Consider the following 22926-nt stretch of genomic DNA (forward strand, 5'->3'; position numbering starts at 1 on the left):
AATAAAAAACCGCAACGAGTGTGCGGTTTTTTTATTATTTAAAAGCCAAAGCTGCTTACTGATTACTTACAAACATCAGCAACTGCGTTAGCAAAGTAGTTGATATTTGCTTGGCTAATACCTGCTACATTAACACGGCTAGAACCGACAATGTAAATACCGTATTCTTTTTGCAAGCGCTCGATTTGCTCTTTATTAATACCTAAGAAAGAGAACATACCGTGTTGGCGGTCAATAAACGAGAAGTCTTGAGCAATGTCTTTCGCTGCCAGGCTGTCTTTAATTAAACTACGTAACCCATTAATACGGTTACGCATTTCATCAAGTTCACTGTGCCATAGCTGCGTTAACTCTGTGCTGCTTAAAATAGTGTTTACAATGTCTGCACCATGCGCTGGCGGCATAGAATAAATGCTACGTACCACACTTAATAACACCGAGTTTGAAATATCAGCTGTTGCACTGTCTTTTGCAATGATTGAACAGGCACCAATACGCTCACGGTATAAGCCGAAGTTTTTAGAACATGATGAACAAATGATCAACTCTTCAACCGCATTGGCTAAAATACGTAAACCATTCGCATCTTCTTCTAAAGAAGAGCCAAAACCTTGATATGCAATATCAATTAATGGCGTAAAACCCACATCTTTTGCAAGTTCAGCAATAGTATTCCATTGTGTTTCGTTTAAATCCATACCACTTGGGTTGTGACAACATGCATGTAATAACACCACATCGCCCTTAGGCACCTGTGTTAGTGTTTCAACCATTTCATCAAACAATAAATCTTTGTTTTCGTAGTCGTAGTATGGGTATTCTTTTACCGTTAAGCCTGCAGCTTCAAATAAGCTAATGTGGTTAGCCCACGTTGGGTTAGTAACCCATACAGTAGCGCCTGGATTACAACGTACAATAAATTCTGCTGCAACACGAAGTGCGCCTGTACCACCAGGTGCTTGTGCTGTGCGTACGCGATTAGCTAATAATGCTGGGTGCTCACCAAGAAGAAGATTTTCCATTTGTTGACAGTAATCTAAGTTACCAGCAAGTCCAATGTAAGATTTGCTCATTTCATTTTCTAAACGAAACGCTTCTGCTTTTTTTACTGACTTTAATACCGGGGTATTCCCCTGCTCGTCTTTATATACACCAACCCCTAAGTCAATCTTATTTGGGTTAGTATCTTGCTTGTAGGCCGCCATAAGGCCAAGAATAGGGTCTGTTGGTAATGGTTTTAATACTGAGAACATTGGCTATCTCTTCGTTATTTAGGGGTTAGCTGTTGCGCTAAGCTTAACATAAAAACTCACTTGATTGACTAGTGTTATTTACACTAAAAAGTGAGGAATTTTAATACAGCACGCAATTAATAACGCGAGCGTCGCTTTATCAAAAAAATCAGTGTTAAAAGCTTCACCATCAACAATACCTATACATTGCTGTTGTGCATTAAATAGCGGTAAACAGGCTTCTGCTTTTACTTTCGGATCGCAAGTGTAATATTCACCGCCTGCTGCCAAATATTGCTCAACGTTATTTATAACGCGTCCTTTACCACTAAACGCTACCTGAACGTTATTGCTGGCAGTCGCAAATTCAGCAGTAAGCGGAAATAAAGGACGACTCGGCGCACCAAAATAAGCCAGCTTTAATAACTGCTCCCCTTCATTGGTGTGGGTATTCTGATAAATGCCGTACCAATCAAGCTTTGTGTTTTCAATGACGTAGTCAACAATCAATTGAAGTTGCGCTAATTTTTCAGTTGTTTGCGTACTTTGGCTGACATAATCGCTTAGTTTAAACGGCTCATCCTGTAGGTAACCAAATAAACTGCATGCCCCACCTTCACCTAGCTCAGGAATTTGGTATTCCCAACGCACGGCTGGTGCAGCATTTTTATTTAGGTATTGCTCAAGCTTTTCTAGCTCAGCGTGAATTAACTGTGGCTCAACATTAAGTTGAGCATACTCTAAGTAAGAATTAACCATTTGGACGTCCATACATCTATAATGCCGAAATAGTAGCATGGATGTTTTTATAGTGCTAGCCAATTTAAAGCGCTTTTTTAAAATCTTTAAACACTTTTATTCATAGATATAATTGCGGTATTTAAACTGGTTGCTTTATCTTTGGGGGCATTAAAAGGTGTTCAGCTTAGGTGCAAAAATTACGCCTTTGCTTCACAAATTTGTTATTATTTGCCGCATTATTATATTCAATCTTAAGTAGGTTAATTATGAGTGATAGTCACTTAGTGTATTCAACAGCAACAGGGCGAATTGATCAGCCAAAGCCAGAAAAAGAACTGGATGTAAAACTATTTAAAGACGGGTCAATTCGCATAGAACGTCAAACCAAAGGCCGAAAAGGTAAAGGTGTAATGCTGGTTGTTGGTCTTGATCCACAACAGCATGATTTGAAAAAGTTAGCAAAAACAATAAAAAGTAAGATGGGCCAAGGGGGCGCAGTAAAAGAAGGTGTTATTGAAGTACAAGGTGATGATCGCGACAAATTAAAAGCGATTTTAGAGGGATTAAAATTTAAAGTAAAAATTGCGGGTGGTTAACCCGCAATTCTTGCTTATTTAATAATTTTTAGCGCTGCTAATTGATCAAATAATGCGGGAATATCATCCTCAGCCACTGGCTTACTAAAATAATAGCCTTGAACAATAAAACAATTATTATTTTGTAAAAACTCAACTTGCTCGATTGTTTCGACCCCTTCGGCAACTACATCAAGCTTCAGCTTTTGTGCCATAGCAATAATGGCCGCAGTGATCTCCATGTCGTTATCATCCTCAGGTATATCTTTGACAAACGAGCGGTCAATTTTAAGAATATCGACAGGGAAACGCTTAAGGTAACTCAGTGAAGAATAACCCGTACCAAAGTCATCAATAGAAATTGAGATACCCAACTTTTTAAGTTGATGTAACTGATCAATAGCTGCTTCAACATTCCCCATCAGCATGCTTTCGGTTAATTCAAGATGCAGACTTTTAGCATTAATCTGCGTCTCTATAATTATTTTTTTCAGCATAGGCACTAAGCTTGCGTCTTTAAACTGTCTTGCTGACAGATTGATCGACATATTACTTGCTCTACCTTGTTGTTCTAGTCGCTTCGTAAACTCACACGCTTGTTGTAGCACCCATTTACCGAGCTCTACAATTAAACCCGTTGCCTCAGCTATCGGAATAAACTTAGTCGGAGGAATAAACCCTTGCGTAGGATGGAACCAACGAAGTAATGCTTCATATCCCACCACGCTATTATCGCGACAATCAACTTGTGGCTGGTAATGTAGCGTGAGTTGCTTTTCTTTAATCGCATGACGCAATTCATTTTCTAGGAATAATCGTTCATTAGCTGCCGCATTTAGATCTTGGCTATAAAAATGGAAAGTGTTACGCCCTTTGGCTTTGGCCTCATACATGGCTAAGTCGGCATGCTTTAGTAACTGATCTTCTTCTAGGCTATCAAATGGTGCTAAGGTGATCCCAATACTTGCACTGACAATTACTTCATTGCTGCCAAGTTTTATCGGCTGGTTTAAGGTTTTTTGTATGGTGTCAGCGACTTCAGATGCTTCTTTTTGATGTTCAATACCACTGAGTAAAACAGCAAATTCATCCCCACCTAAACGGGCTATGGTATCTTCTGCTCGTAAGCGCTGTTTTAAGCGTGTTGCCACTTCAACTAACAGCTGATCACCCGCATCATGACCTAAAGTATCGTTAATACGCTTAAATTCATCCAGATCAAAATAAAATAAAGCAAACGAGTAACGCCCTCTCTCAGCAAGCGCCATCGACTTCCTGAGCTGCATTCTAAAGAATGTACGGTTAGCAAGCCCGGTTAGTGTGTCAAAGTAAGCGAGCTGTTCCATTTTTCGTTGGCTTTCTTTCACAAACGAAATATCTTGCGCTGATGCCACGTAACTGGTTATTTTACCACCGTCTTCTCGAATAGGTGACACACTAAGCGATACCCATATTGGCGACTTGTTTTGCGCTTCAATAAGCGTATCTCCTCGCCAGTAATTACGATTACGCAAATCAATGTCAATATCCTCTACCAACATGGTCATTTCATTGGCAATAATTGTCAGTAATGGCTGACGCAAAAAATCATTTTCGACAAAATCAGTCATCTCTAACATTTTTGGATTAACGTATTCAATGACAAAATTTTCATCGGTGATCACCACCCCTGTACCAGAGAACGCAACCGCTTTAGACAAGCGATTTGCAGCTTTCTCTGCGATTTCTTTTTCTATTATGCGCTGGTTTAAGCCGTCAATGAGTTTGCGAATTTCAATGGTCATATCTTTGAATGAACCATTAAGCGTACCAATTTCATCTTTATTTTCTTTTGGAAACTCAATCTCTAACTGGCCTTTACCAAAGTTAGTAACTGCATAAACCAATGAATGTAAGCGTCTTAATACCAATTGGTAAAGTGCTTGGTGTAATAATAAAGCAACTAAAATGGCATACAGAATAAATAGGCCAAAAAACTTAAGCTTTAAGTCTTTCAATGCCGATAACGTTGAGGAGCGCTTTTTATATACACCCACATACCAGTTTACACCTTCAACTTTATGGATATTTATAATGTAGTCTTCATCATTTAATGAAAATGAATCGGCATATTCTGGTAATTGTATTTGCCCTGCGTTATCAATAACGCGCTTTAGTTCTGGAGAAATAAAGTCATCTGGTAATAGCTTTTTGCCTGCCTCTCCGTACTCTTTATAATTTTCAGAGGTTAAGTTCGGATGTGCTAATAGCTGTCCTTGTTTATCAAACACTACTAAGTGTTTTTCCTTTCCACCGACGGGTAATTGCGATATGAGTGAGTTTAGTGAAATATCGCTACCGGTAACCCCTAAAAACTCATCATCTTGATAAATGGGAACAATTAAACTGACTACCCATTTATTCCAAACTTCATCATAGTAAACTTTTGACCATTGAGGCTCTCGTTGTGGGTTAGTTAAAGACTTCGCATAATTGAAGCTATCACTTTGGTTGAATGTATAATTTCCAGGCACATTAAGCGCCCAGTTTGGCGGTGCGACACGAATAAAGTTATCTTCAGTTATAAGATAAAAATTATAGAAATCTTGAATTAACGTAGGAGAAATAACTTTCCAAAGGGATTCAGAATCAGCAATTAGCTGTTTATAAAAAGGAGAATATGCAGTTTGAGGGATAAACGCGGCTGATAGCCCATCCGGTGATGCACTGCGCACTGAGCCATCATTGGTGAGCTGCATTGTCGGTGCAGTATTATTTTTAAATGACAACTGTCCCTCAAATAACTGCTCGCTAACAACAATATTAGCTTGCTCTGCTATTTTAACTTTGGTGGCTATCAGGTTATTAAACTGGTTTATTAATAATTCATTTGATTGCTTTAATACCTCATGCTCTTCAAAAACAAGCTGTTTTTCTTCTGACTTGAGCATTAATGCAGCCGCACAAATGCCAGCCACTAAACAGATACCAGAGATCAACAATGATAATTTTACACTAAGTGAGTTTATGCCAAATCGAGATGGAGGGCGTCGGTACACAAAAAGCCAACCTTATTTATAATTATTATTTTTTCAAGTAATAGAAATATACCAGAACTTAAATCAGAATTATAAATTATTTATAAACTTTTAAAAAACAACACCTTTTGTACACATATTAGGTAAAAAAGCCGCGTCAGGTAAGTGCTTGTTGACATTGGGAGTGACACTTCATACATTAAGGGTATGAATATAAATTACTCACACACCTTTTTTTCTTTTTTTAGCTTCTTTATATAGAAGAGGCTTCCCTGTTTGTGAGATAAAATCAATCGAATAGTAAAGCCTCCCAACTGGGAGGCTTTTTTATTTTCACTGCAAAATCAGTGATATTTTTGGAATGAGGAAAACCAAATGAGCAACGATGTACTTGATACTCTCAGGCACGATATAAATGAAATCGACTCCGATTTACTTGTTTTACTAGCAAAGCGACGCCGCATTAGTCATGGCGTAGTTGAATATAAAATTGCAAATAATAAACCCATTCGTGATGAGGCCCGTGAACTGGCTTTGCTCGAAAAACTTATTGGCTATGGCAAATCGTTAGGGCTTGACGCTTACTACGTTAACAACGTGTTTCAAACGATATTAGAAGACTCCGTATTGCATCAACAAGCCATGCTTCAAAAGAATTTAAACCCCGATGCACTGAGCGAAACCCATCGCGTAACGTATTTAGGCGGTCAAGGCTCTTATAGTCAGCTTGCATGTCATAAATATTTTAGCCGTCGCCCGGGTAAATTAGTTGAAATTGGTTGTACCTCATTTGAAGAAATCACTGGTAAAGTAGAAAAAGGTCAAGCCGACTTTGGCTTACTGCCTATCGAAAACACTAGCTCAGGTAGTATTAATGAAGTATTTGATTTGCTGCAGCATGCACAAGTCTCTATTGTCGGTGAAGTTACTCATAGCGTTAAGCATTGCTTATTAGCAGCCCCAGGAACTGAGCTGAACCAATTAACTAAAGTCTTTGCACATCCGCAACCCTTTGCCCAATGTAGCCGCTTTTTACAGGGCCTTGGCGAACTTCAGCATGAAACCTGCGATTCAACCTCAAGTGCATTAAAATCAGCTCTTGAAACACCGAACAGCGCAGCAATCGGCTCTGCGCAAGCAGGGAAAAATGTAGGCCTTGAAGTGATCAAGGCGAATCTTGCCAATCAAAAAGAAAATCACAGCCGCTTCATTGTGGTTGCCCGAAAACCACTGCAAGTATCAACTCAAATCCCTACTAAAACTAGCTTAATTATGTCAACCAAGCAGCAGGCCGGTTCGCTTGCCGATGCGTTAATGATTTTTAAACAGCATAATATTAATTTAGTGAAACTAGAATCTCGACCTACTCCTGGTAACCCATGGGAAGAAGTATTTTATGTGGACTTGGAGGCTAACTTAATCGATAACCAAGTGAAGCATGCATTGGAGGAGCTCAAACAGCACACTCAATATGTTCGTGTACTTGGTTGTTACCAAAGCGAGTCTTTACAAGCTGTGAGCGTAGAAAGCTAACAAAATATTAAAAAAGGGCCTAGCGGCCCTTTTCTTTTCACGGAGCTATTCTTTTTAATCAAGTACTTTCGCATCATTCGCTTTATTTAATAAACTACGGCTTTGGGTTAAAAAGTGCGCCGTTGAATCTGAGAAATAAGACTTTGCATCAGCAAAAGCATCAATTAATGCGGACTTATCCCCTGCTTTTAGCTTTTCAAGCGTTTGCGAAAACAAAGACTGATACTGCGCCAATAAGCTTTCGACATTGTCAAACTGCGCTAACATAATATCGGTGTATAGCTCTGGCGATTGCGCAAATAAACGGCCAACCATCATTAGCTCTAACTGATATATAGGTGATGAACAACTTCTTAGCTCGGCGAGTGTGTGCCCCTGTTTTGCTAAAAACTGACCGTACACAAAGGTTGTTAAATGGCGCATAACCTGAATAATTTGCATTGCTTCGTCATGCTTTTTGGCCTCAAGTTCAACTAACTGACAACCCCATATTTGTAGCTGTTTTAATAACCCTTGTGCCACCTCATGACTACGCCCTTCACACACCACCACGGTTTGTTTCACCCAATGGGAAATATCAGGTCCAAACATTGGATGTAAACCAACAACTGGCCCACTATGTACTTTTTTAAGCACAGCTAATGGTGCTTGTTTAACTGATGTAATATCAACCAGCAAACAATCATCATCAAGCTTTGGAAGCGCGTTAACAACTGTTTCAAGAGCATTTATTGGTACACTGATCATCACCAGTTTTGCACCTTTTAGAATATCCGCTGCCTGTGATTGCTGCGCTTTATCTAAAATTTTGACTTCGTAACCCGAACGCTGAAATTGTTTTGCAAATAACTGCCCCATTGCCCCTTCACCACCAACAATAACAATTGGCGATAATTGTGGGTCGGCACAGGCTAATTTGGCTTGTTGATTTTGATAAGCTTCACGCATCATGCGTCTGAGAATGTCTTCGACTAAATCAGGATTTACACCTTGATTAATAGCCTCTTGACGTCGTGCAGCTAATAAATCGGCTTCTCGATCGGGTGCATGTAATGGCGCGCCAGTTTGTTGTTTTATTGCGCCTATTTGTTGGGTAATACCATTGCGTTTTGCAAGTAAGGCAACCAGTTGCGCGTCGCATTCATCTATACTTGTTCTTAGCTGCGCTAAATCACTTATCTCTGCCACGTTCTCATTCCATCCAAAAAAGCAAAATCGTAAATTAAAACTTACAAAAAAGTAAACTAATCAATACGATAAATACTAACAGGATACGTTAGGGGTTAAAAGGCAAATTATTGAAAAGATCACTATCAGTTGTTCAACTAAAACCAAGGTGGAAACGGTAGTAAGTAACCTAAACGCTAGATAATAAATCTATCTCAAGCAGCTATTTCAGCGCTAACTACATTGAATTTACTTAGGTTCAGGTTAAGTAGAGAATCTTAAAAAGTGGCTAAAGCCACTTTTATTAAGTAACCGGCGAGCGGTTAAGGAGAACTATTAGTATTCTAATGCCATAGCCGCAAGCGACATAATACTATCGAATGATTCTGCGCCAGCGATAAATAAGCCATTGTGACAAAACATAGCATCATCGATACCAGTTACCGCTTGAAATTCATCGTCTGATAATCCTGCCCATGGTGCAGGTAATGACTTTCTGTCTTCAAAAGAGCCTAATTCTGCAGGCACCGTTTGCACTATCCACTTGCCAGAATGAGATGGGTAAACGACAAATAATGCCTCATCAGATAAACTATGTACGGTTTTTTTCCACGGAGTATAGCGCTCTAACACGATTAATCGAGGATCATCAGCTTGTTTTATTGCTTGAGCAACAATCTTTTTAGCGTTTAAACCACCTCGGGCAGAAGCTACAAAACGAATCAGTAAAGTGTGTGCAAATTCAACCGCTTGATCAAAAGCAGCATCAAAATCACTTTCCTCTTCCCATGTTGGGTTAAACATAGAAATTGTTTGGCTTAAGCTAATGCCTGTAGCAACCCCTTCAACATGACCACAATCAATGGCATCAATAGTTGATACAAGCCCTGCATCCACCGCATTCGCCACATCTTGGTTATCATCACATATTGCTAAGCCATATTTTTTCCACACCAAGCCAAATGACGAAAAAGGAATACCATTTTCACGAGCGCCAGCACCGCCACGCTGATGATGATCAAACCGGTTAGTTTCTGGGTCATATTGACCACCAACATCAATAACCACATCGGCGTCATTAATAATCGCATTATCGCGTGTGCGGATCAGGGTAAAAGAAGGGAAAATAATTTTAAGTGCAGCGATACTAAAAACATCATCTGCGTGAAAATTGCCGTTGTGTGTAACTATCGTTTTATCATTCATTTTTGTACATCATTTTTGCAAGAAGTGAGAAGATATTGTGATTTGAAGTGAACCACACTTTAACGCATGCAGGTTAAGGTGTGTATTGGTTTTTGAATGTAGCGATATAAAAACCGCAATAGCATTAAAACCAAAACGGGTTGCAACCCAAAGGTTGCAACCCGTTTTTTTGCGTTGATAAACAGCGCGTATTAGTTAAGTTTTTCTCTAATACGTGCAGATTTACCAGAACGCTCACGTAGATAGTAAAGCTTAGCACGACGAACCGCACCGCGACGCTTAACTGTTACGCTATCAATAAGAGGGCTGTGCGTTTGGAATACACGCTCAACACCTTCACCGTTCGAGATTTTACGAACTGTGAATGCTGAGTGAAGACCACGATTACGCTTAGCGATTACAACACCTTCAAAGGCCTGTAGACGCTCTTTAGCACCTTCTTTTACTTTTACCTGTACAACTACTGTATCACCAGCGCCGAATGCAGGTACGTCTGTTTTAAGCTGCTCTTCTTCAAGCGCTTTAATAATATTTTGGTTTACTTTTGCCATTATGTTTCTCACTTTCCTAGGTGTAACTGTCTTCTAGCCACAAGCTTTTTGGTACTCTTGCTGAAATTTCGCGAGTAATACCGCTTGCTCCTCAGTCAGAGCTAGGTTATGCAACAAGTCAGGACGGCGAAGCCAAGTTCTACCTAATGACTGCATAAGCCGCCATTTTGCTATCTCTTGGTGGTTTCCGCTGAGTAATACAGCAGGCACCTGTTTGTCGTCCAATGTTTCTGGCCGTGTATAGTGAGGACAATCTAGCAAGCCATCCGAAAATGAATCTTGCTCTGCTGACTGGTTGTGTCCTAAAACCCCTGGCACTAATCGAGCTACTGCGTCAATTAATGTCATGGCAGGTAGTTCACCTCCACTCAAAATAAAATCACCAATTGACCATTCTTCGTCAACGTACGATTCTATTATTCTCTCGTCTATACCTTCATAGCGACCGGCAATTAAAATCAGTTTTTCAGAGCTTGCGAGTTCGCTAGCCCCTTGCTGATCTAGTTTGCGCCCTTGTGGCGACATATAAATTACTTTTGCACCATTCCCTGCAGCCTGTTTGGCTTCAAGAATGGCTTGTTTAAGCGGCTCAACCATCATTAACATGCCTGGCCCGCCCCCGTAAGGACGATCATCTACGGTTCTATGCTTATCAGTTGCATAGTCTCGTGGATTCCAGCAGTTAAAGTCGATTAAACCCTTTTTAACAGCGCGACCGGTTACACCTTGCGTTGTAATTGCATCAAACATATCCGGGAAAAGGCTGATAACCCCTACCCACAACGAACTTGTTTGACTCATTAAAAGCTTGGATCCCAATCTACAGTAATTTCTTTCGCATCATATTTAACCTCTTGAATAACTGAATCAGTTAAAAAAGGAATTAAACGTTCTGCTTGGCCAAATGCATCTTTACTGTTTGCTTTCACAACCAGTACGTCATTTGAGCCTGTCTCCATAAGGTCATCAACAATGCCTAAGTTATAACCTTTATCAGTTACAACCGACATGCCAATGAGATCTCGCCAATAGAATTCACCTTGCGGTAATTCTGGTAGCTGCGCTGAATCCACAGAAATTTCAACATTGGTATAAGCCATTGCTTGGTCTCTGTCGTTTACTTGCGCAAACTTAGCGATAAAGCCTTTGTTGTGGCGACGCCAGTCGACCACTTCTAAGGATTGCCATTTACCTTGCTGCCCTATCAACCACGGGCTGAAATCGAAGATCCCTTGGGGATCATCAGTAAATGAATGCACCTTAAGCCAGCCCTTTATACCATATGGGGCGCCGAGCTTTCCTACGACAATTATTGATGAGGTGTTCTCTTGACTCATGGTTACACTTACGCCTATTAAGCCGCTTTACGAGCGTCTTTAACTAATTTAGCTACACGATCTGAAAGACCTGCGCCTTGACCTAACCAGTGCTCAACACGTGGTAAATCTAAACGAAGTTTTTCTTCTTGACCTGAAGCGATTGGGTTAAAGAAACCTACTTTCTCGATGAAGCGACCGTCACGCGAGAAACGGCTATCCGCAACCACAATTTGATAGAAAGGGCGTTTTTTAGCGCCACCACGTTGCAAACGAATAGTTACCATACCGTCCTCTAAATAGATTGACTGTTTTCATTAATAAGATTTACTCCCCAGTATGGGGAGCCGGTGAATTGTACGAGTTTTTAGCAACAATGCAAGTAAGAAGTGATGCAAAAAGGCAGTTTAGTAGATTAAACCGTGATCCAAGAAGAAAAAGCATGTGAACAAGCTATTCTGTGCATAGTTTATTCAACAATAAAGAGGCAATTTGCCTCTTTATTGATTGCTTTTTATCTCGTATCGGAGATATTAAAGGTTAAATTATTAAAATTTCGGGCCACCGCCGCCCATCATTCCCGGTGGTAACATCCCTTTCATGCCACGCATCATTTTTTGCATGCCACCTTTGCCTTTCATTTTTTTCATCATTTTTTGCATTTGGGTAAACTGCTTAAGCAGCTTATTGATCTCTTGTACTTGAGTACCCGACCCCGCTGCAATGCGCTTTTTACGCGAACCTTTAATGATCTCTGGGCGTGCACGCTCTTTTTTAGTCATAGAGCTAATAATTGCTTCCATTTGAATAAAGGTTTTATCGCCCATCTGGCCTTTTACTGCATCTGGAATGTTTTGCATGCCTGGCAGTTTATCAAGCATCGACATCATGCCGCCCATATTTTTCATTTGCTTTAATTGATCAGCAAAATCATCCAGTGTAAAACCATCACCTTTAAATACTTTTTTCGCTACTTTTTCTGCCTGCTCTTTATCTACTTTCATCTCGACTTCTTCGATTAATGAAAGTACATCACCCATGCCTAAGATACGTGAGGCGATACGATCAGGGTGGAAAGGTTCAAGTGCGTCAGTACGCTCACCAACACCCATAAACTTAATAGGTTTCCCGGTAATATGACGAATAGATAACGCAGCACCACCACGGGCATCACCGTCTGTTTTAGTTAAAATCACACCGGTTAAAGGCAATGCTTCGTCAAACGCCTTCGCGGTGTTTGCAGCATCTTGACCTGTCATTGCATCAACAACGAATAAAGTCTCGATTGGATTAATTGCACCATGAAGCGCTTTGATTTCATCCATCATGTCATTATCAACATGCAAGCGACCTGCAGTATCAACTAATACCACATCAATAAATTTCTTTTTCGCGTGAGAAATAGCAGCTTGTGCTATATCAACTGGCTTTTGTGAAATGTCACTTGGGAAAAATTCTACATCTACTTCTGTTGCTAATGTTTCTAACTGCTTAATTGCCGCAGGACGGTAAACATCGGCACTCACTACCAGCACAGATTTTTTCTTGCGCTCTTTTAAAAACTTAGCCAGTTTACCCACACTGGTTGTTTTACCAGCACCTTGAAGACCCGCCATCATCACAACAGCCGGAGGTTGCGCGTTAAGGCTTAGCTCTTCATTAGCTTCACCCATGGCCTTTTCAAGTTCTTCACGAACAATTTTTATAAATACTTGGCCAGGACTTAAGCTTTTAGTAACTTCAATACCAACTGCGCGTTCTTTAACTTGTTTTACAAACTCGCGAACAACAGGCAACGCCACATCGGCTTCTAAAAATGCCATTCGCACTTCACGAAGTGTATCTTTAATGTTGTCTTCAGTTAGGCGGCCACGGCCACTAATATTTTTTAGGGTTTTACCTAATCGTTCTTGGAGGTTCTCAAACATGTAACGGTTCCGAAAAGACGTTGAAATCAACTCTATTAATAAGGTCGATGTTATTAAAATTCAATTAGAAATAGTATACCGTAAATGGTGGCATACAATACAGTGCTGAAATGCTGCTTATTGAGTTTCTTTTTACAGGGTCTATGCATTTGCTTTGCTATAAAATACAATGGCCACATAACGAACACGAATTATTTGACTTCAATTAAGTGGCCAAAGCAAAATGCTGATTATTAGTTTAACTATTATTGCCAGTTTATTTTATGTGTTAGCAACGTCTCACGTGCTTTCGCGATTGTTTCACCGTCAGGGGCCGAGCCAAAAAGTTACTATTATACTCAGTACTGTCGCTATTTTGGCGCACATGCTGCTTTTAGTAAATTCGGTATTTAGGGCTGATGGGCAAGATTTAAGTATTGTTAATGTGGCATTACTGACATGCTGGATTATCGTGCTGTGTGTCACCACTGTTTCTTTGAAGTTTCCCGCAACCTTGTTACTACCTGTTGTTTATGGCTTTGCTGCGCTTTTAACCATTTCTAGCTTATTTATCCCTCATCATGTTTTATTACAAAGTATTAATGTAGAACTAGCACTAGTAGCGCATATATCACTGTCGTTATTGGCTTACTGTATTTTAATTATTGCGACTTTATATGGTGTGCAATTTTATTTTATTGATAAGCGCCTAAAGCGAAAAGACCTAGCAATAGTTCACAGTCACTTACCACCTCTGATGGTTGTAGAGCGTCAACTTTACCAGTTATTAAACTTAGGCACCGTATTATTAAGTGTGGCGCTGATCACTGGTTTTGTATTTCTCGATGGCATGTTTGCCAAAGAGTTTATTCACAAAACAATCTTATCCCTAGTTGCTTGGGCCATTTTTGCCACAATTGCAGTTGGCCATGTCAAACGTGGTTGGCGAGGAAAAGTTGTGGTAGTTAGTATAATGATTGCCGCTTTTACACTCACACTCGCTTATTTTGGTAGCCGTTTTATACAAGAAGTGGTCCTGAATAAGTTTTAACTTGACTCTGAAAGCTCACTCTAGCTTAATACGCATTGGTTTATAAAAAAAGGATCCATCGTTGGACGACATATCGACAAGTACCCTGTTTATCATATTAGGTTTATTGGTGCTTTTTTCTGCTTACTTCTCCGGGTCAGAAACCGGAATCATGTCAATCAACCGTATTCGTTTGCGACACCTCGCTAAAGAGAATCATCGTGCTGCGAAACGCGTTAGTAAATTACTGAGTCGACCAGATAGGTTGATAGGTCTGATCCTAATTGGTAATAACCTTGTTAATATTGCTGCAGCGCAGGTAGCCACCATTATTGGTATTCGCTTGTATGGCGATTTAGGTATTGCCATAGCGACAGGTGCATTAACACTTGTTGTACTAATTTTCGCTGAAGTAACGCCAAAAACACTGGCTGCCCTCTATCCTGAGCGAGTTGCTTTTCCCAGCTCAGTGATACTCAAAGGCTTGTTAAAAATACTCTTCCCGTTTGTGGTTGTTGTTAACTGGATGACCAACGGCATATTACGCTTATTTGGAATTAGTGCTGCACAAATAGATGAGCACAGCATGAGTAAGGAAGAATTAAAAACCGTGCTTAACGAATCTGGAGCGCTGATCCCCGCGCGCCACCAAAGTATGCTGACCTCAATTTTAGATTTAGAACAGGTTACCGTTGAAGATATTATGATACCCCGCAATGAAATTGTGGCGATTGATATCAACGATGACTGGAAAATAATTAGTAAGCAGCTTACTCATGCTCAACATACTCGCGTGCTTTTATACCGCGACAATATAGATGATGCAGTAGGCTTTATTCACTCTCGTGATGCATTGCGTCTTCTTACTAAAGAGCAATTCGATAAACCTTCGCTACTGCGCGCTGTACGTGAAATTTACTTTATTCCTGAGGGAACGTCGCTTAATACCCAACTACTGAAGTTTCAGTTATCAAAAGAACGAATTGGTATTGTTGTTGATGAATATGGCGATATCCAAGGCTTAGTTACCCTAGAAGATATTCTTGAAGAGGTTGTGGGCGATTTCACTACTACTCAAACCCGCACACCAAGTGAAGAAGTAACCACACAGAACGATGGCTCTTACATTGTTGATGGTGGTGCTAACGTTCGCGACTTAAATAAAGAAATGGGCTGGGAATTCCCATTAGATGGTCCTAAAACTTTAAGTGGCCTGATTGTTGAATATTTGGAAGATATTCCTGATGCTAACTTAAGTATTCGTATTGCGGGTTACCCAGTTGAAGTGCTTGAAATAAAAGAAAACATGATTAAACAAGTTAAAATTCAGCCCAATAAACGTAAAAAATAACCCAATAAAAAAGGAGCCAAATGGCTCCTTTTTTAATTAATCTGGGCTTAGATTAGTTAAAAGAATAAACGCTCTAACCAACCTTTGTCTAAATCATCCTCACAGCGTCTTAGCTGCGCTCCGTAACGGCTCGCACGATGTTTTACTTTATTGGCAACGCTCATTAACCATTTTTTCTTACGATAAGTGCCTCGCTTATAACCGCCCCACCCTTCGTGATAATTTAAATACTGTGCGTAGGCATCCCATTTAGAAACACCATTAACTTTGTGGGTTTTATAAACAAACCACGCCATAAAATCGATCGCATCTTCAAATTCATCTCTATCAGCACCACTATTACCTGTTTCACGAATATAATCAGACCAAGTTGGCGTTTTAGCTTGAGAATAACCATAAGCATCACTTGCGCGTCCAGTTGGTATTATCCATAAAAAGTATTCCATAGGAGGTGCAGCATCATGACGAAAAGAGCTTTCTTGATACATCATGCTCATTAATACGTGTTTGGGAGAGCCCCACTTGTCTTGCGCGTCTTTAGCATCAAAATACCAGTCAGATTTCTCTTCAAAGATTTTACAAATATCTTCTGGTTGCTTAGGTGGTGCAGTGGCACAACCAACTAAAGTAAGCACTAGAGATAAAGTAATAATATTTTTTTTCATTTTTTAAGATCTCACTGAACTTTTTAAAAAAGCGTGGGTCTGAATCTATGAATGCAGCAGTACAGCATTGTTTCATCCCTAAAGAATATTTACGCAGCTACTATGAGCTGCGTTTTTTTTGCCTACGACTTACTTGGGTCTGTTGACCTTTCAAGGTTGAATTTGCAGCAGTCTGTTTGGTATTTAGGCAAGGCAGAGCCTATGTGATGTGGTTATTCCCCATAAATGGCGATAACGCAGCATCAATGCCAAACAGGCGCTGCCCTTCGGGTTCTGCCTAGGAGCGATTTGCTCTTTGTTGCTCTGTTTTTACTTATTCTTACATGGATGTAAGCCAGTAGAATAACGCAGGAGCAGTTATCGAGCCCACTAGGTTACAAACCTCGCGCCGCGATTAAACCGCTCCTAGTTTGAACAAATTGTAATCCGCAAAGGTCAACTGACCCTGAAATATGTATCTAAAAATGCAGTAAATGATTGATTATCGGCTTGCTCAATTGCTTTTTGAGCTTGGTAAGACTCTATCGCTTGTTGCTCTAACCACGACTTTGAGAATTCAGTATAACTGGCTATATCATGGCTTTGTTTATACTTTTGAGCAAGTGAGAGTGCATAATGACCATTATCTAGCCCTGATGCTTTTAATTGCTCAACATAACGCCCTGAATAGGTTAATGTAGGATTATGCACCCACGTTGCCATGCGCTTAATAGTGTTTGAGTAATAATCAACCCCGTACGCGCTATCCATCCACTTAGCAACATCAACGAGCTGATTAAATATTTCATCACCCCATGATTCAAGACTGCGCTGCTCATTATTAAAATTAAGCATTAGGCCTTTTTCTCGGCCTTGGTTTACTACTGTATCAAGATTTTCAGTGCTTCGCGCTTGCTCTTCCCAGTCCATAGGCGCTGAGTCTTTTAATAAGCAATAGGTTAAAAATACATCTAAAAAGTGTATTTGCTCTAAATCAATGCCAACTTCACTAAATGGGTTAACATCCAATGCACGAATTTCAATATATTCTATACCCGCTCTTAGTAATGCATCAGTGGGTGTTTCACCATTTTTAGCATTACGCTTAGGGCGAATTGGCGAGTAAAACTCATTCTCTATTTGTAGAATATTTTTATTTAATTGCTTTGGCTCTGCACTGGTATAGTCGTCAATACTGCCATAAATATCTGAAGGCGTATTTATGGCTTTTTTAAGCCCTGCTACATACTCATCTAATGAGTTATACATAACGCGTAGTGATGACTGTGCACTGTTGGTATAACCTAAGTTACCTAATCGAAGCGCCGTGCCCACTTCTAAATATAAAGTACCTTTACCCAGCTTTTTAAACGGTAAATCGCTTTTACGCCCCTGCAAAAATGAACTACACAATGCCGGTGACGCACCAAACATATAGCTAATTAACCACAACTCGCGTTTAAAATTACGAATTAATGCTAAGTACCCATCTGATATAAAGTCTTCAAGCTTCGCGCTGCTTTGCTTTTGTGAATGTAATGACTGCCATAACGTTTCTGGAAAAGAAATATTAAAGTGCACCCCAGCAATCGCTTGCATCATACTACCATAGCGGTTCTTTAAACCTTCGCGGTATAAGGTTTTCATTTTACCAACGTTAGAATCGCCAAATTGTGCTAATACAATATCGTCCTGATGATTTATAAAACACGGCATACTAATTGGCCACAGTAGTTCATCGTCCATATGTTCTAGGGTGAACTTTTGTAAATCTTTCAGCTGTTGTAACGTTTGCGTTGATGACTCGCTAACAGGCGTAATAAACTCAAGTAAAGACTCAGAAAAGTCAGTCGTGATATGTCCGTTGGTAAGCGCGCAGCCAACCCCTTTTGGGTGAGCTTGTTTAGAAATAGAACCATCGGGTTTAATTCTTAATGATTCTCTCTCAATACCGCGCATAATACCTTTAATAGCATGCTGATTATCTGCATTAGATAGCGCGTTGAGCGTGTTCTTTAAATTATAAGTTGCCAAAAAAAAGTTTCCTCGAGCCAAGTGGCTTAATCATAAGGTTATGGGGTCTAATTACCTTTACTCAAGATTAAATGAAGAAAAAACTATATGAATTTATTAGATATAGTTTTTAATGAATTTTAAACACGCTTTGTTTCACGCCATAAAAGATAATCTTGCCATTGCCACCAGCAATATACAATTTCTTTTGCATATTATTTGCCACAATACATCGTAACCTCAAAGCACTATTTCTCCCCGTACGAAAGGGTGAATCACTTGCTAAAAGTTTGGCATAACTAAAAAAATCAATTACTCTTAAAGTTGATAAAGATCATAAAAACATTAAAAAAAATGCCTTACTACTGCTATTTAAAACTTATCACTAACGTACATTAGTTTTAGTAATTACAATAGACACCCCAATAAAGAATGATAAAGGATTACTATGCGTCGTAATCAAAGCTTAATAGATGAAGAGGTCACTTTTGAAGAACATCAAGAGTTGGTTTCAACGACCGATCTTCGAGGTGTTATTACCTATGCCAATCATGAATTTTGCAGTATTGCTGGCTATGAAATGGATGAACTCATCAATAAAAACCACAATATCGTTCGCCATCCTGATATGCCTAAAGCGGCATTTAAAGAGATGTGGGACACCTTAAAGCAAGGGCATTCTTGGCGTGGTGCTGTAAAAAACTTATGTAAAGATGGCCGTTACTATTGGGTTGATGCATTTGTAACACCTATTTTTGAACATGGCCAATTGATTGGTTATCAGTCTGTGCGTGTAAAACTCTCGCAACATGCAAAACGCAGAGCGCAGAAGCTGTATGCCAAAATTAACGCTAATAAGTCACTATTTAGCTGGCGTGAGCACACCTCACTCAGACAGAGCTTGAGCATAGCCGGTGTTTTAGTTTGGTTAGCTAGTGTCGCTATTTGGGGGTCAATCGCAATTGCAGCGGTTAACTTGGTGGTGTGTATTATCATTTTAGCTTTAAATTATGATGAGCTAATAGCAACACCTGCAACTCTAAAGCAGCAAAAAAGCCAGGCAGATTCGGTGTCTCGTTATGTATTTAGTGGTTCACACCCTCACAGTATTAGTGATTACCGAGAGCAAATGCTTTGCGCCAAGTTAAAAACGGTACTCGGTCGTGTTAAAGACTCAACCTTGAGTTTTAATACCATTGCCCAAGGCTTAGATCAGCAATCTACGCTGACCGAACAAGGAATTTCCTCTCAGGGAACTCAGCTTGAGCAAATAGCCACTGCAATGTCACAAATGAGCACCACCATTGGTGAAATTTCTAATAATACTAATAATACCGCAGATAAAGTGGGGAGCACTTATCAAAGCTGCTCTGATATAAAAAGTCATATTGCCGATAATAGCAAAATGGTATCTGACTTAGCCATGCAAGTTGAGCAAGCGGCAACCACAGCCACAGGGCTTGCCTCTGAGGCCGATAAAATTGGTCAGGTAATGAGTGAAATAGAAGGCATTGCAGAGCAAACCAATTTGTTAGCACTTAACGCTGCGATTGAAGCTGCCCGTGCTGGTGAGCATGGTCGGGGTTTTGCGGTGGTCGCTGATGAAGTACGCGCATTATCTTCACGTACTCAAAACGCCACAGCACAAATTCACAGCTCCATTAAAGAGATTCAAGATACCTTGTTTAGCTGGTCTAAAATCATGCAGAGCACAAAACAACAAGCCGATGACTGTGTGAACACTACAGGTCAAACGCAGCAAGAGCTGGATAGTATTTTTACTCAAATTAGTGAAATTTCACAGCTTGCTACCGATATTTCAGCTGCCGCAGAGCAACAACAAGTGGTAAGTAGAGACATTGGCAGCAATGTTGAAAAAATTAAAGGTTTGGGGGATGACAATTTACAGCTCAGTTATAGCGTAGCGCGTGGCGCTGCTGAATTGGTGGAAGGCTCACGAAAAGTAAATGATTTACTGCTTACCTTTAAAGTTTAATCCACCCACTTAAATCAAAAACAAAAAAGCCGCTGTTTTCAGCGGCTCTTTGCTGTGCTCAGGTTATCGGCTAGTAAACTCTAAGCCCTCACTACTTGCATCAATAACAATGATGCAGCCTGGTTGAAAATCATTATTAAGCAGCTTTTGTGCTAACGGATTTTCAATAGTTTGTTGTATTGCACGCTTAAGTGGACGAGCGCCATAAACCGGGTCAAAACCACTAGCAGCAATCCGCTCAAGCGCAGCATCTGTCAATTCAAGTAAATAACCCATCTCAGTTAATCGTTCACGCAATTTACTTAACTGAATATCAGCGATTTCTTTAATATGGCTATGTGCAAGCGAGTGGAACACTACTGTTTCATCAATACGGTTAATAAACTCAGGCCTGAATTCATTATGCAGTACACCCATTACCTTAGCTTTAAGCTCGTCATAGTCATTACTCCCCGATTGCTCTTGGATAATGTCTGAACCTAAGTTAGAGGTCATAATGATAACCGTATTTTTAAAATCAACAGTACGGCCTTGACCATCTGTTAAACGACCATCATCAAGAACTTGTAATAAAATATTAAACACATCAGGATGCGCTTTTTCTATTTCATCAAGCAAAATAACCGAATAAGGTTTACGACGAACAGCTTCGGTTAAATAACCGCCTTCTTCGTAACCTACATAACCAGGAGGCGCACCAACTAAACGCGCAACTGAGTGTTTTTCCATAAACTCAGACATATCAATGCGTACCATGGCGCTTTCGGTGTCAAACATATAGCCAGCCAATGCTTTCGTTAGCTCTGTTTTACCCACCCCTGTTGGTCCTAAGAATAAAAATGAGCCTATCGGACGATTCGGATCAGCAAGCCCTGCGCGAGAACGACGAATGGCATTAGCCACCGCAACTACCGCTTCATCTTGCCCTATCACTTTATTGTGTAATTGCGCTTCCATTTGCAATAGCTTTTCACGCTCACCTTGAAGCATACGTGCCACCGGAATACCGGTCCAACGTGATAAAATTTCAGCTATTTCGTCTTCGCCCACTTGGTTTTTAAGTAAGCTCATTTCTTGCATTTCGGCTTGCGATGCTAAATCAAGCTTACGCTCAAGCTCGGGGATACGGCCATATTGCAGCTCTGACATACGCTGTAAATCGCTTGCTCTGCGTGCCACTTCTAAATCAAGTCGTGCTTGTTCAAGTTCGGCTTTAATGACTTGCGTACCTTGCAAAGACGCTTTTTCGGCATTCCATACTTCATCGAGCTCACGGTATTGCACTTCAAGCTCAGTGATCAGCTCAACCATTTCTGCACGGCGCTTTTGACTCGCCTCGTCTTTTTCTTTAGCCAGGGCGTTATCTTCAATTTTTAATTGAATGATACGACGCTCTAACTTATCTAAGGCTTCAGGTTTTGAATCAATTTGCAGTCGAATAGAAGAGCCTGCTTCGTCAATTAAATCAATTGCTTTATCAGGTAATTGGCGATCACTAATATAGCGATGTGATAACTGCGCTGCAGCAACAATTGCCGGATCGGTGATTTCCACTGAGTGATGTAATTCGTAACGCTCTTTTAGACCACGTAATATAGCGATAGTATCTTCAACCGATGGCTCTTCAATTAATACCTTTTGGAAACGGCGCTCAAGTGCAGCATCTTTTTCAATGTACTTACGATATTCATCTAAGGTCGTTGCACCTACACAATGGAGTTCCCCACGTGCTAATGCAGGTTTTAACATGTTACCCGCATCCATAGCGCCATCACTTTTACCAGCGCCAACAATGGTATGAATTTCATCAATAAACAAAATCACTTGGCCTTCTTCTTTGGCCAATTCATTTAAAACTGATTTTAAACGCTCTTCAAATTCACCTCGGTATTTGGCCCCAGCAACCAACGCGCCTAAATCAAGCGAGAGTACGCGCTTATTTTTTAAGCCCTCTGGCACTTCCCCATTAATAATACGTTGCGCAAGCCCTTCGGCAATCGCGGTTTTACCCACCCCTGGCTCACCAATTAACACAGGATTGTTTTTAGTGCGGCGTTGTAATACTTGGATGGTGCGACGAATTTCATCATCACGGCCGATTACAGGGTCAAGCTTACCTTGCTCCGCCCGCTCAGTTAAATCAATAGTGTACTTTTCAAGTGCTTGACGAGTTTCTTCAGCATTAGGATCATCAACTTTTTGACCACCGCGAATTGCTTCTATGGCAGTTTCAACTTTGTTAGCAGTGATATTAAGTGCTTTAAATACACTGCCAAGCGGCCCTTTATCTTCACATGCAACTAAAACAAACAGTTCGCTTGAGATATATTTATCTTTGCGTTTTTGGGCATACTTGTCACACAGATTAATAAGTGAAACCATGTTGTTTGACAATTGCACATCGCCACCAACACCTTCCACTTTAAATAACTTTTCTATCTCTTGAGATAGTTTGGTATTGAGCTCGTCAATACTAATGCCCATTTGTGCAAATAAGGCACGCACACTTGAACCACTTTGCTTTAATAAAGCATACATAAGGTGAACGGGTTCAATAAATTGATGATCGCGACCTAGCGCTAATGATTGCGCATCTGAAAGCGCAGACTGAAATTTACTTGTAAATCTATCTAAACGCATGGGGGTT

General features: G+C 40.2%; 18 protein-coding genes and 1 other annotated feature. Of the genes, 5 read left to right on the forward strand and 13 right to left on the reverse strand.

The window, feature by feature from the left end; genetic code table 11:
• Positions 1-62 precede the first annotated feature (62 nt).
• Both DK924_RS14640 and DK924_RS14645 read right to left on the reverse strand, forming a co-directional pair.
• Positions 63-1253 (reverse strand): amino acid aminotransferase, encoded by a 1191-nt coding sequence (locus DK924_RS14640; protein ID WP_010391325.1) that lies wholly within the window; start codon positions 1251-1253, stop codon positions 63-65.
• A gap of 78 nt (positions 1254-1331) precedes the next feature.
• Entirely contained in the window at positions 1332-1991 is a 660-nt protein-coding gene (locus tag DK924_RS14645; RefSeq protein ID WP_010391323.1) for a GAF domain-containing protein, read from the reverse strand.
• 248 nt (positions 1992-2239) lie between these two features.
• Here DK924_RS14645 and DK924_RS14650 point away from each other — a divergent pair, with 248 nt between their 5' ends.
• Positions 2240-2569, forward strand: a complete 330-nt coding sequence (locus DK924_RS14650) for a translation initiation factor (RefSeq protein ID WP_008114484.1) — start codon at positions 2240-2242, stop codon at positions 2567-2569.
• Positions 2570-2583: 14 nt separating this feature from the next.
• On the opposite strand, the gene DK924_RS14655 is transcribed toward DK924_RS14650, so the two are convergent.
• Positions 2584-5586, reverse strand: coding sequence for an EAL domain-containing protein (locus tag DK924_RS14655; RefSeq protein WP_010391318.1), 3003 nt, complete (start codon positions 5584-5586; stop codon positions 2584-2586).
• Positions 5587-5781: 195 nt separating this feature from the next.
• Positions 5782-5897, forward strand: a sequence feature (Phe leader region).
• Between the two features lie 43 nt (positions 5898-5940).
• Between DK924_RS14655 and DK924_RS14660 the strand changes: the two genes are divergently transcribed.
• Positions 5941-7098 carry a chorismate mutase gene (locus tag DK924_RS14660; RefSeq protein ID WP_109875539.1) on the forward strand — a complete coding sequence of 386 codons (1158 nt, stop codon included), beginning with the start codon at positions 5941-5943 and terminating at the stop codon, positions 7096-7098.
• Positions 7099-7152: 54 nt separating this feature from the next.
• On the opposite strand, the gene tyrA is transcribed toward DK924_RS14660, so the two are convergent.
• From tyrA to ffh, 7 genes are all read right to left on the reverse strand, one after another.
• Positions 7153-8286 carry a bifunctional chorismate mutase/prephenate dehydrogenase gene (gene tyrA, locus DK924_RS14665; protein WP_109875540.1) on the reverse strand — a complete coding sequence of 378 codons (1134 nt, stop codon included), beginning with the start codon at positions 8284-8286 and terminating at the stop codon, positions 7153-7155.
• Positions 8287-8601: 315 nt separating this feature from the next.
• Entirely contained in the window at positions 8602-9471 is an 870-nt protein-coding gene (locus DK924_RS14670; RefSeq protein WP_010391312.1) for an MYG1 family protein, read from the reverse strand.
• Positions 9472-9662: 191 nt separating this feature from the next.
• The gene (gene rplS, locus DK924_RS14675) at positions 9663-10022 is read right to left on the reverse strand and encodes a 50S ribosomal protein L19 (protein WP_008114473.1); all 360 of its coding nucleotides are present in this window, start codon (positions 10020-10022) and stop codon (positions 9663-9665) included.
• A gap of 33 nt (positions 10023-10055) precedes the next feature.
• A complete protein-coding gene (trmD, locus tag DK924_RS14680) occupies positions 10056-10823 on the reverse strand; it encodes a tRNA (guanosine(37)-N1)-methyltransferase TrmD (protein ID WP_109875541.1) in 768 nt (255 codons plus the stop codon).
• Entirely contained in the window at positions 10823-11359 is a 537-nt protein-coding gene (rimM, locus tag DK924_RS14685) for a ribosome maturation factor RimM (protein ID WP_008114470.1), read from the reverse strand. The genes trmD and rimM overlap by 1 nt, the downstream gene beginning before the upstream one ends.
• A 17-nt stretch (positions 11360-11376) precedes the next feature.
• Positions 11377-11625, reverse strand: a complete 249-nt coding sequence (gene rpsP, locus DK924_RS14690) for a 30S ribosomal protein S16 (RefSeq protein WP_008114468.1) — start codon at positions 11623-11625, stop codon at positions 11377-11379.
• A 261-nt stretch (positions 11626-11886) separates the two neighbouring features.
• Positions 11887-13266 carry a signal recognition particle protein gene (gene ffh / locus DK924_RS14695; RefSeq protein ID WP_010391303.1) on the reverse strand — a complete coding sequence of 460 codons (1380 nt, stop codon included), beginning with the start codon at positions 13264-13266 and terminating at the stop codon, positions 11887-11889.
• 223 nt (positions 13267-13489) lie between these two features.
• On the opposite strand from ffh, the gene DK924_RS14700 reads away from it, so the two are divergent.
• Entirely contained in the window at positions 13490-14296 is an 807-nt protein-coding gene (locus DK924_RS14700) for an inner membrane protein YpjD (protein WP_010391302.1), read from the forward strand.
• Positions 14297-14357: 61 nt separating this feature from the next.
• Positions 14358-15626, forward strand: a complete 1269-nt coding sequence (locus tag DK924_RS14705) for an HlyC/CorC family transporter (protein WP_010391300.1) — start codon at positions 14358-14360, stop codon at positions 15624-15626.
• A 56-nt stretch (positions 15627-15682) separates the two neighbouring features.
• Here the strand turns inward: DK924_RS14705 and DK924_RS14710 are convergent, their stop codons facing one another.
• Both DK924_RS14710 and gshA read right to left on the reverse strand, forming a co-directional pair.
• Entirely contained in the window at positions 15683-16291 is a 609-nt protein-coding gene (locus tag DK924_RS14710; RefSeq protein ID WP_010391298.1) for a hypothetical protein, read from the reverse strand.
• Between the two features lie 435 nt (positions 16292-16726).
• Entirely contained in the window at positions 16727-18304 is a 1578-nt protein-coding gene (gene gshA / locus DK924_RS14715) for a glutamate--cysteine ligase (protein WP_109875542.1), read from the reverse strand.
• Positions 18305-18731: 427 nt separating this feature from the next.
• Between gshA and DK924_RS14720 the strand changes: the two genes are divergently transcribed.
• Positions 18732-20279, forward strand: coding sequence for a PAS domain-containing methyl-accepting chemotaxis protein (locus tag DK924_RS14720; RefSeq protein WP_109875543.1), 1548 nt, complete (start codon positions 18732-18734; stop codon positions 20277-20279).
• A 63-nt stretch (positions 20280-20342) separates the two neighbouring features.
• On the opposite strand, the gene clpB is transcribed toward DK924_RS14720, so the two are convergent.
• The gene (gene clpB / locus DK924_RS14725; protein WP_109875544.1) at positions 20343-22919 is read right to left on the reverse strand and encodes an ATP-dependent chaperone ClpB; all 2577 of its coding nucleotides are present in this window, start codon (positions 22917-22919) and stop codon (positions 20343-20345) included.
• Between the last annotated feature and the right edge of the window lie 7 nt (positions 22920-22926).

Origin of the sequence: Pseudoalteromonas sp. meg-B1 (assembly GCF_003173795.1) — a bacterium.
Lineage (GTDB): Bacteria > Pseudomonadota > Gammaproteobacteria > Enterobacterales > Alteromonadaceae > Pseudoalteromonas > Pseudoalteromonas undina.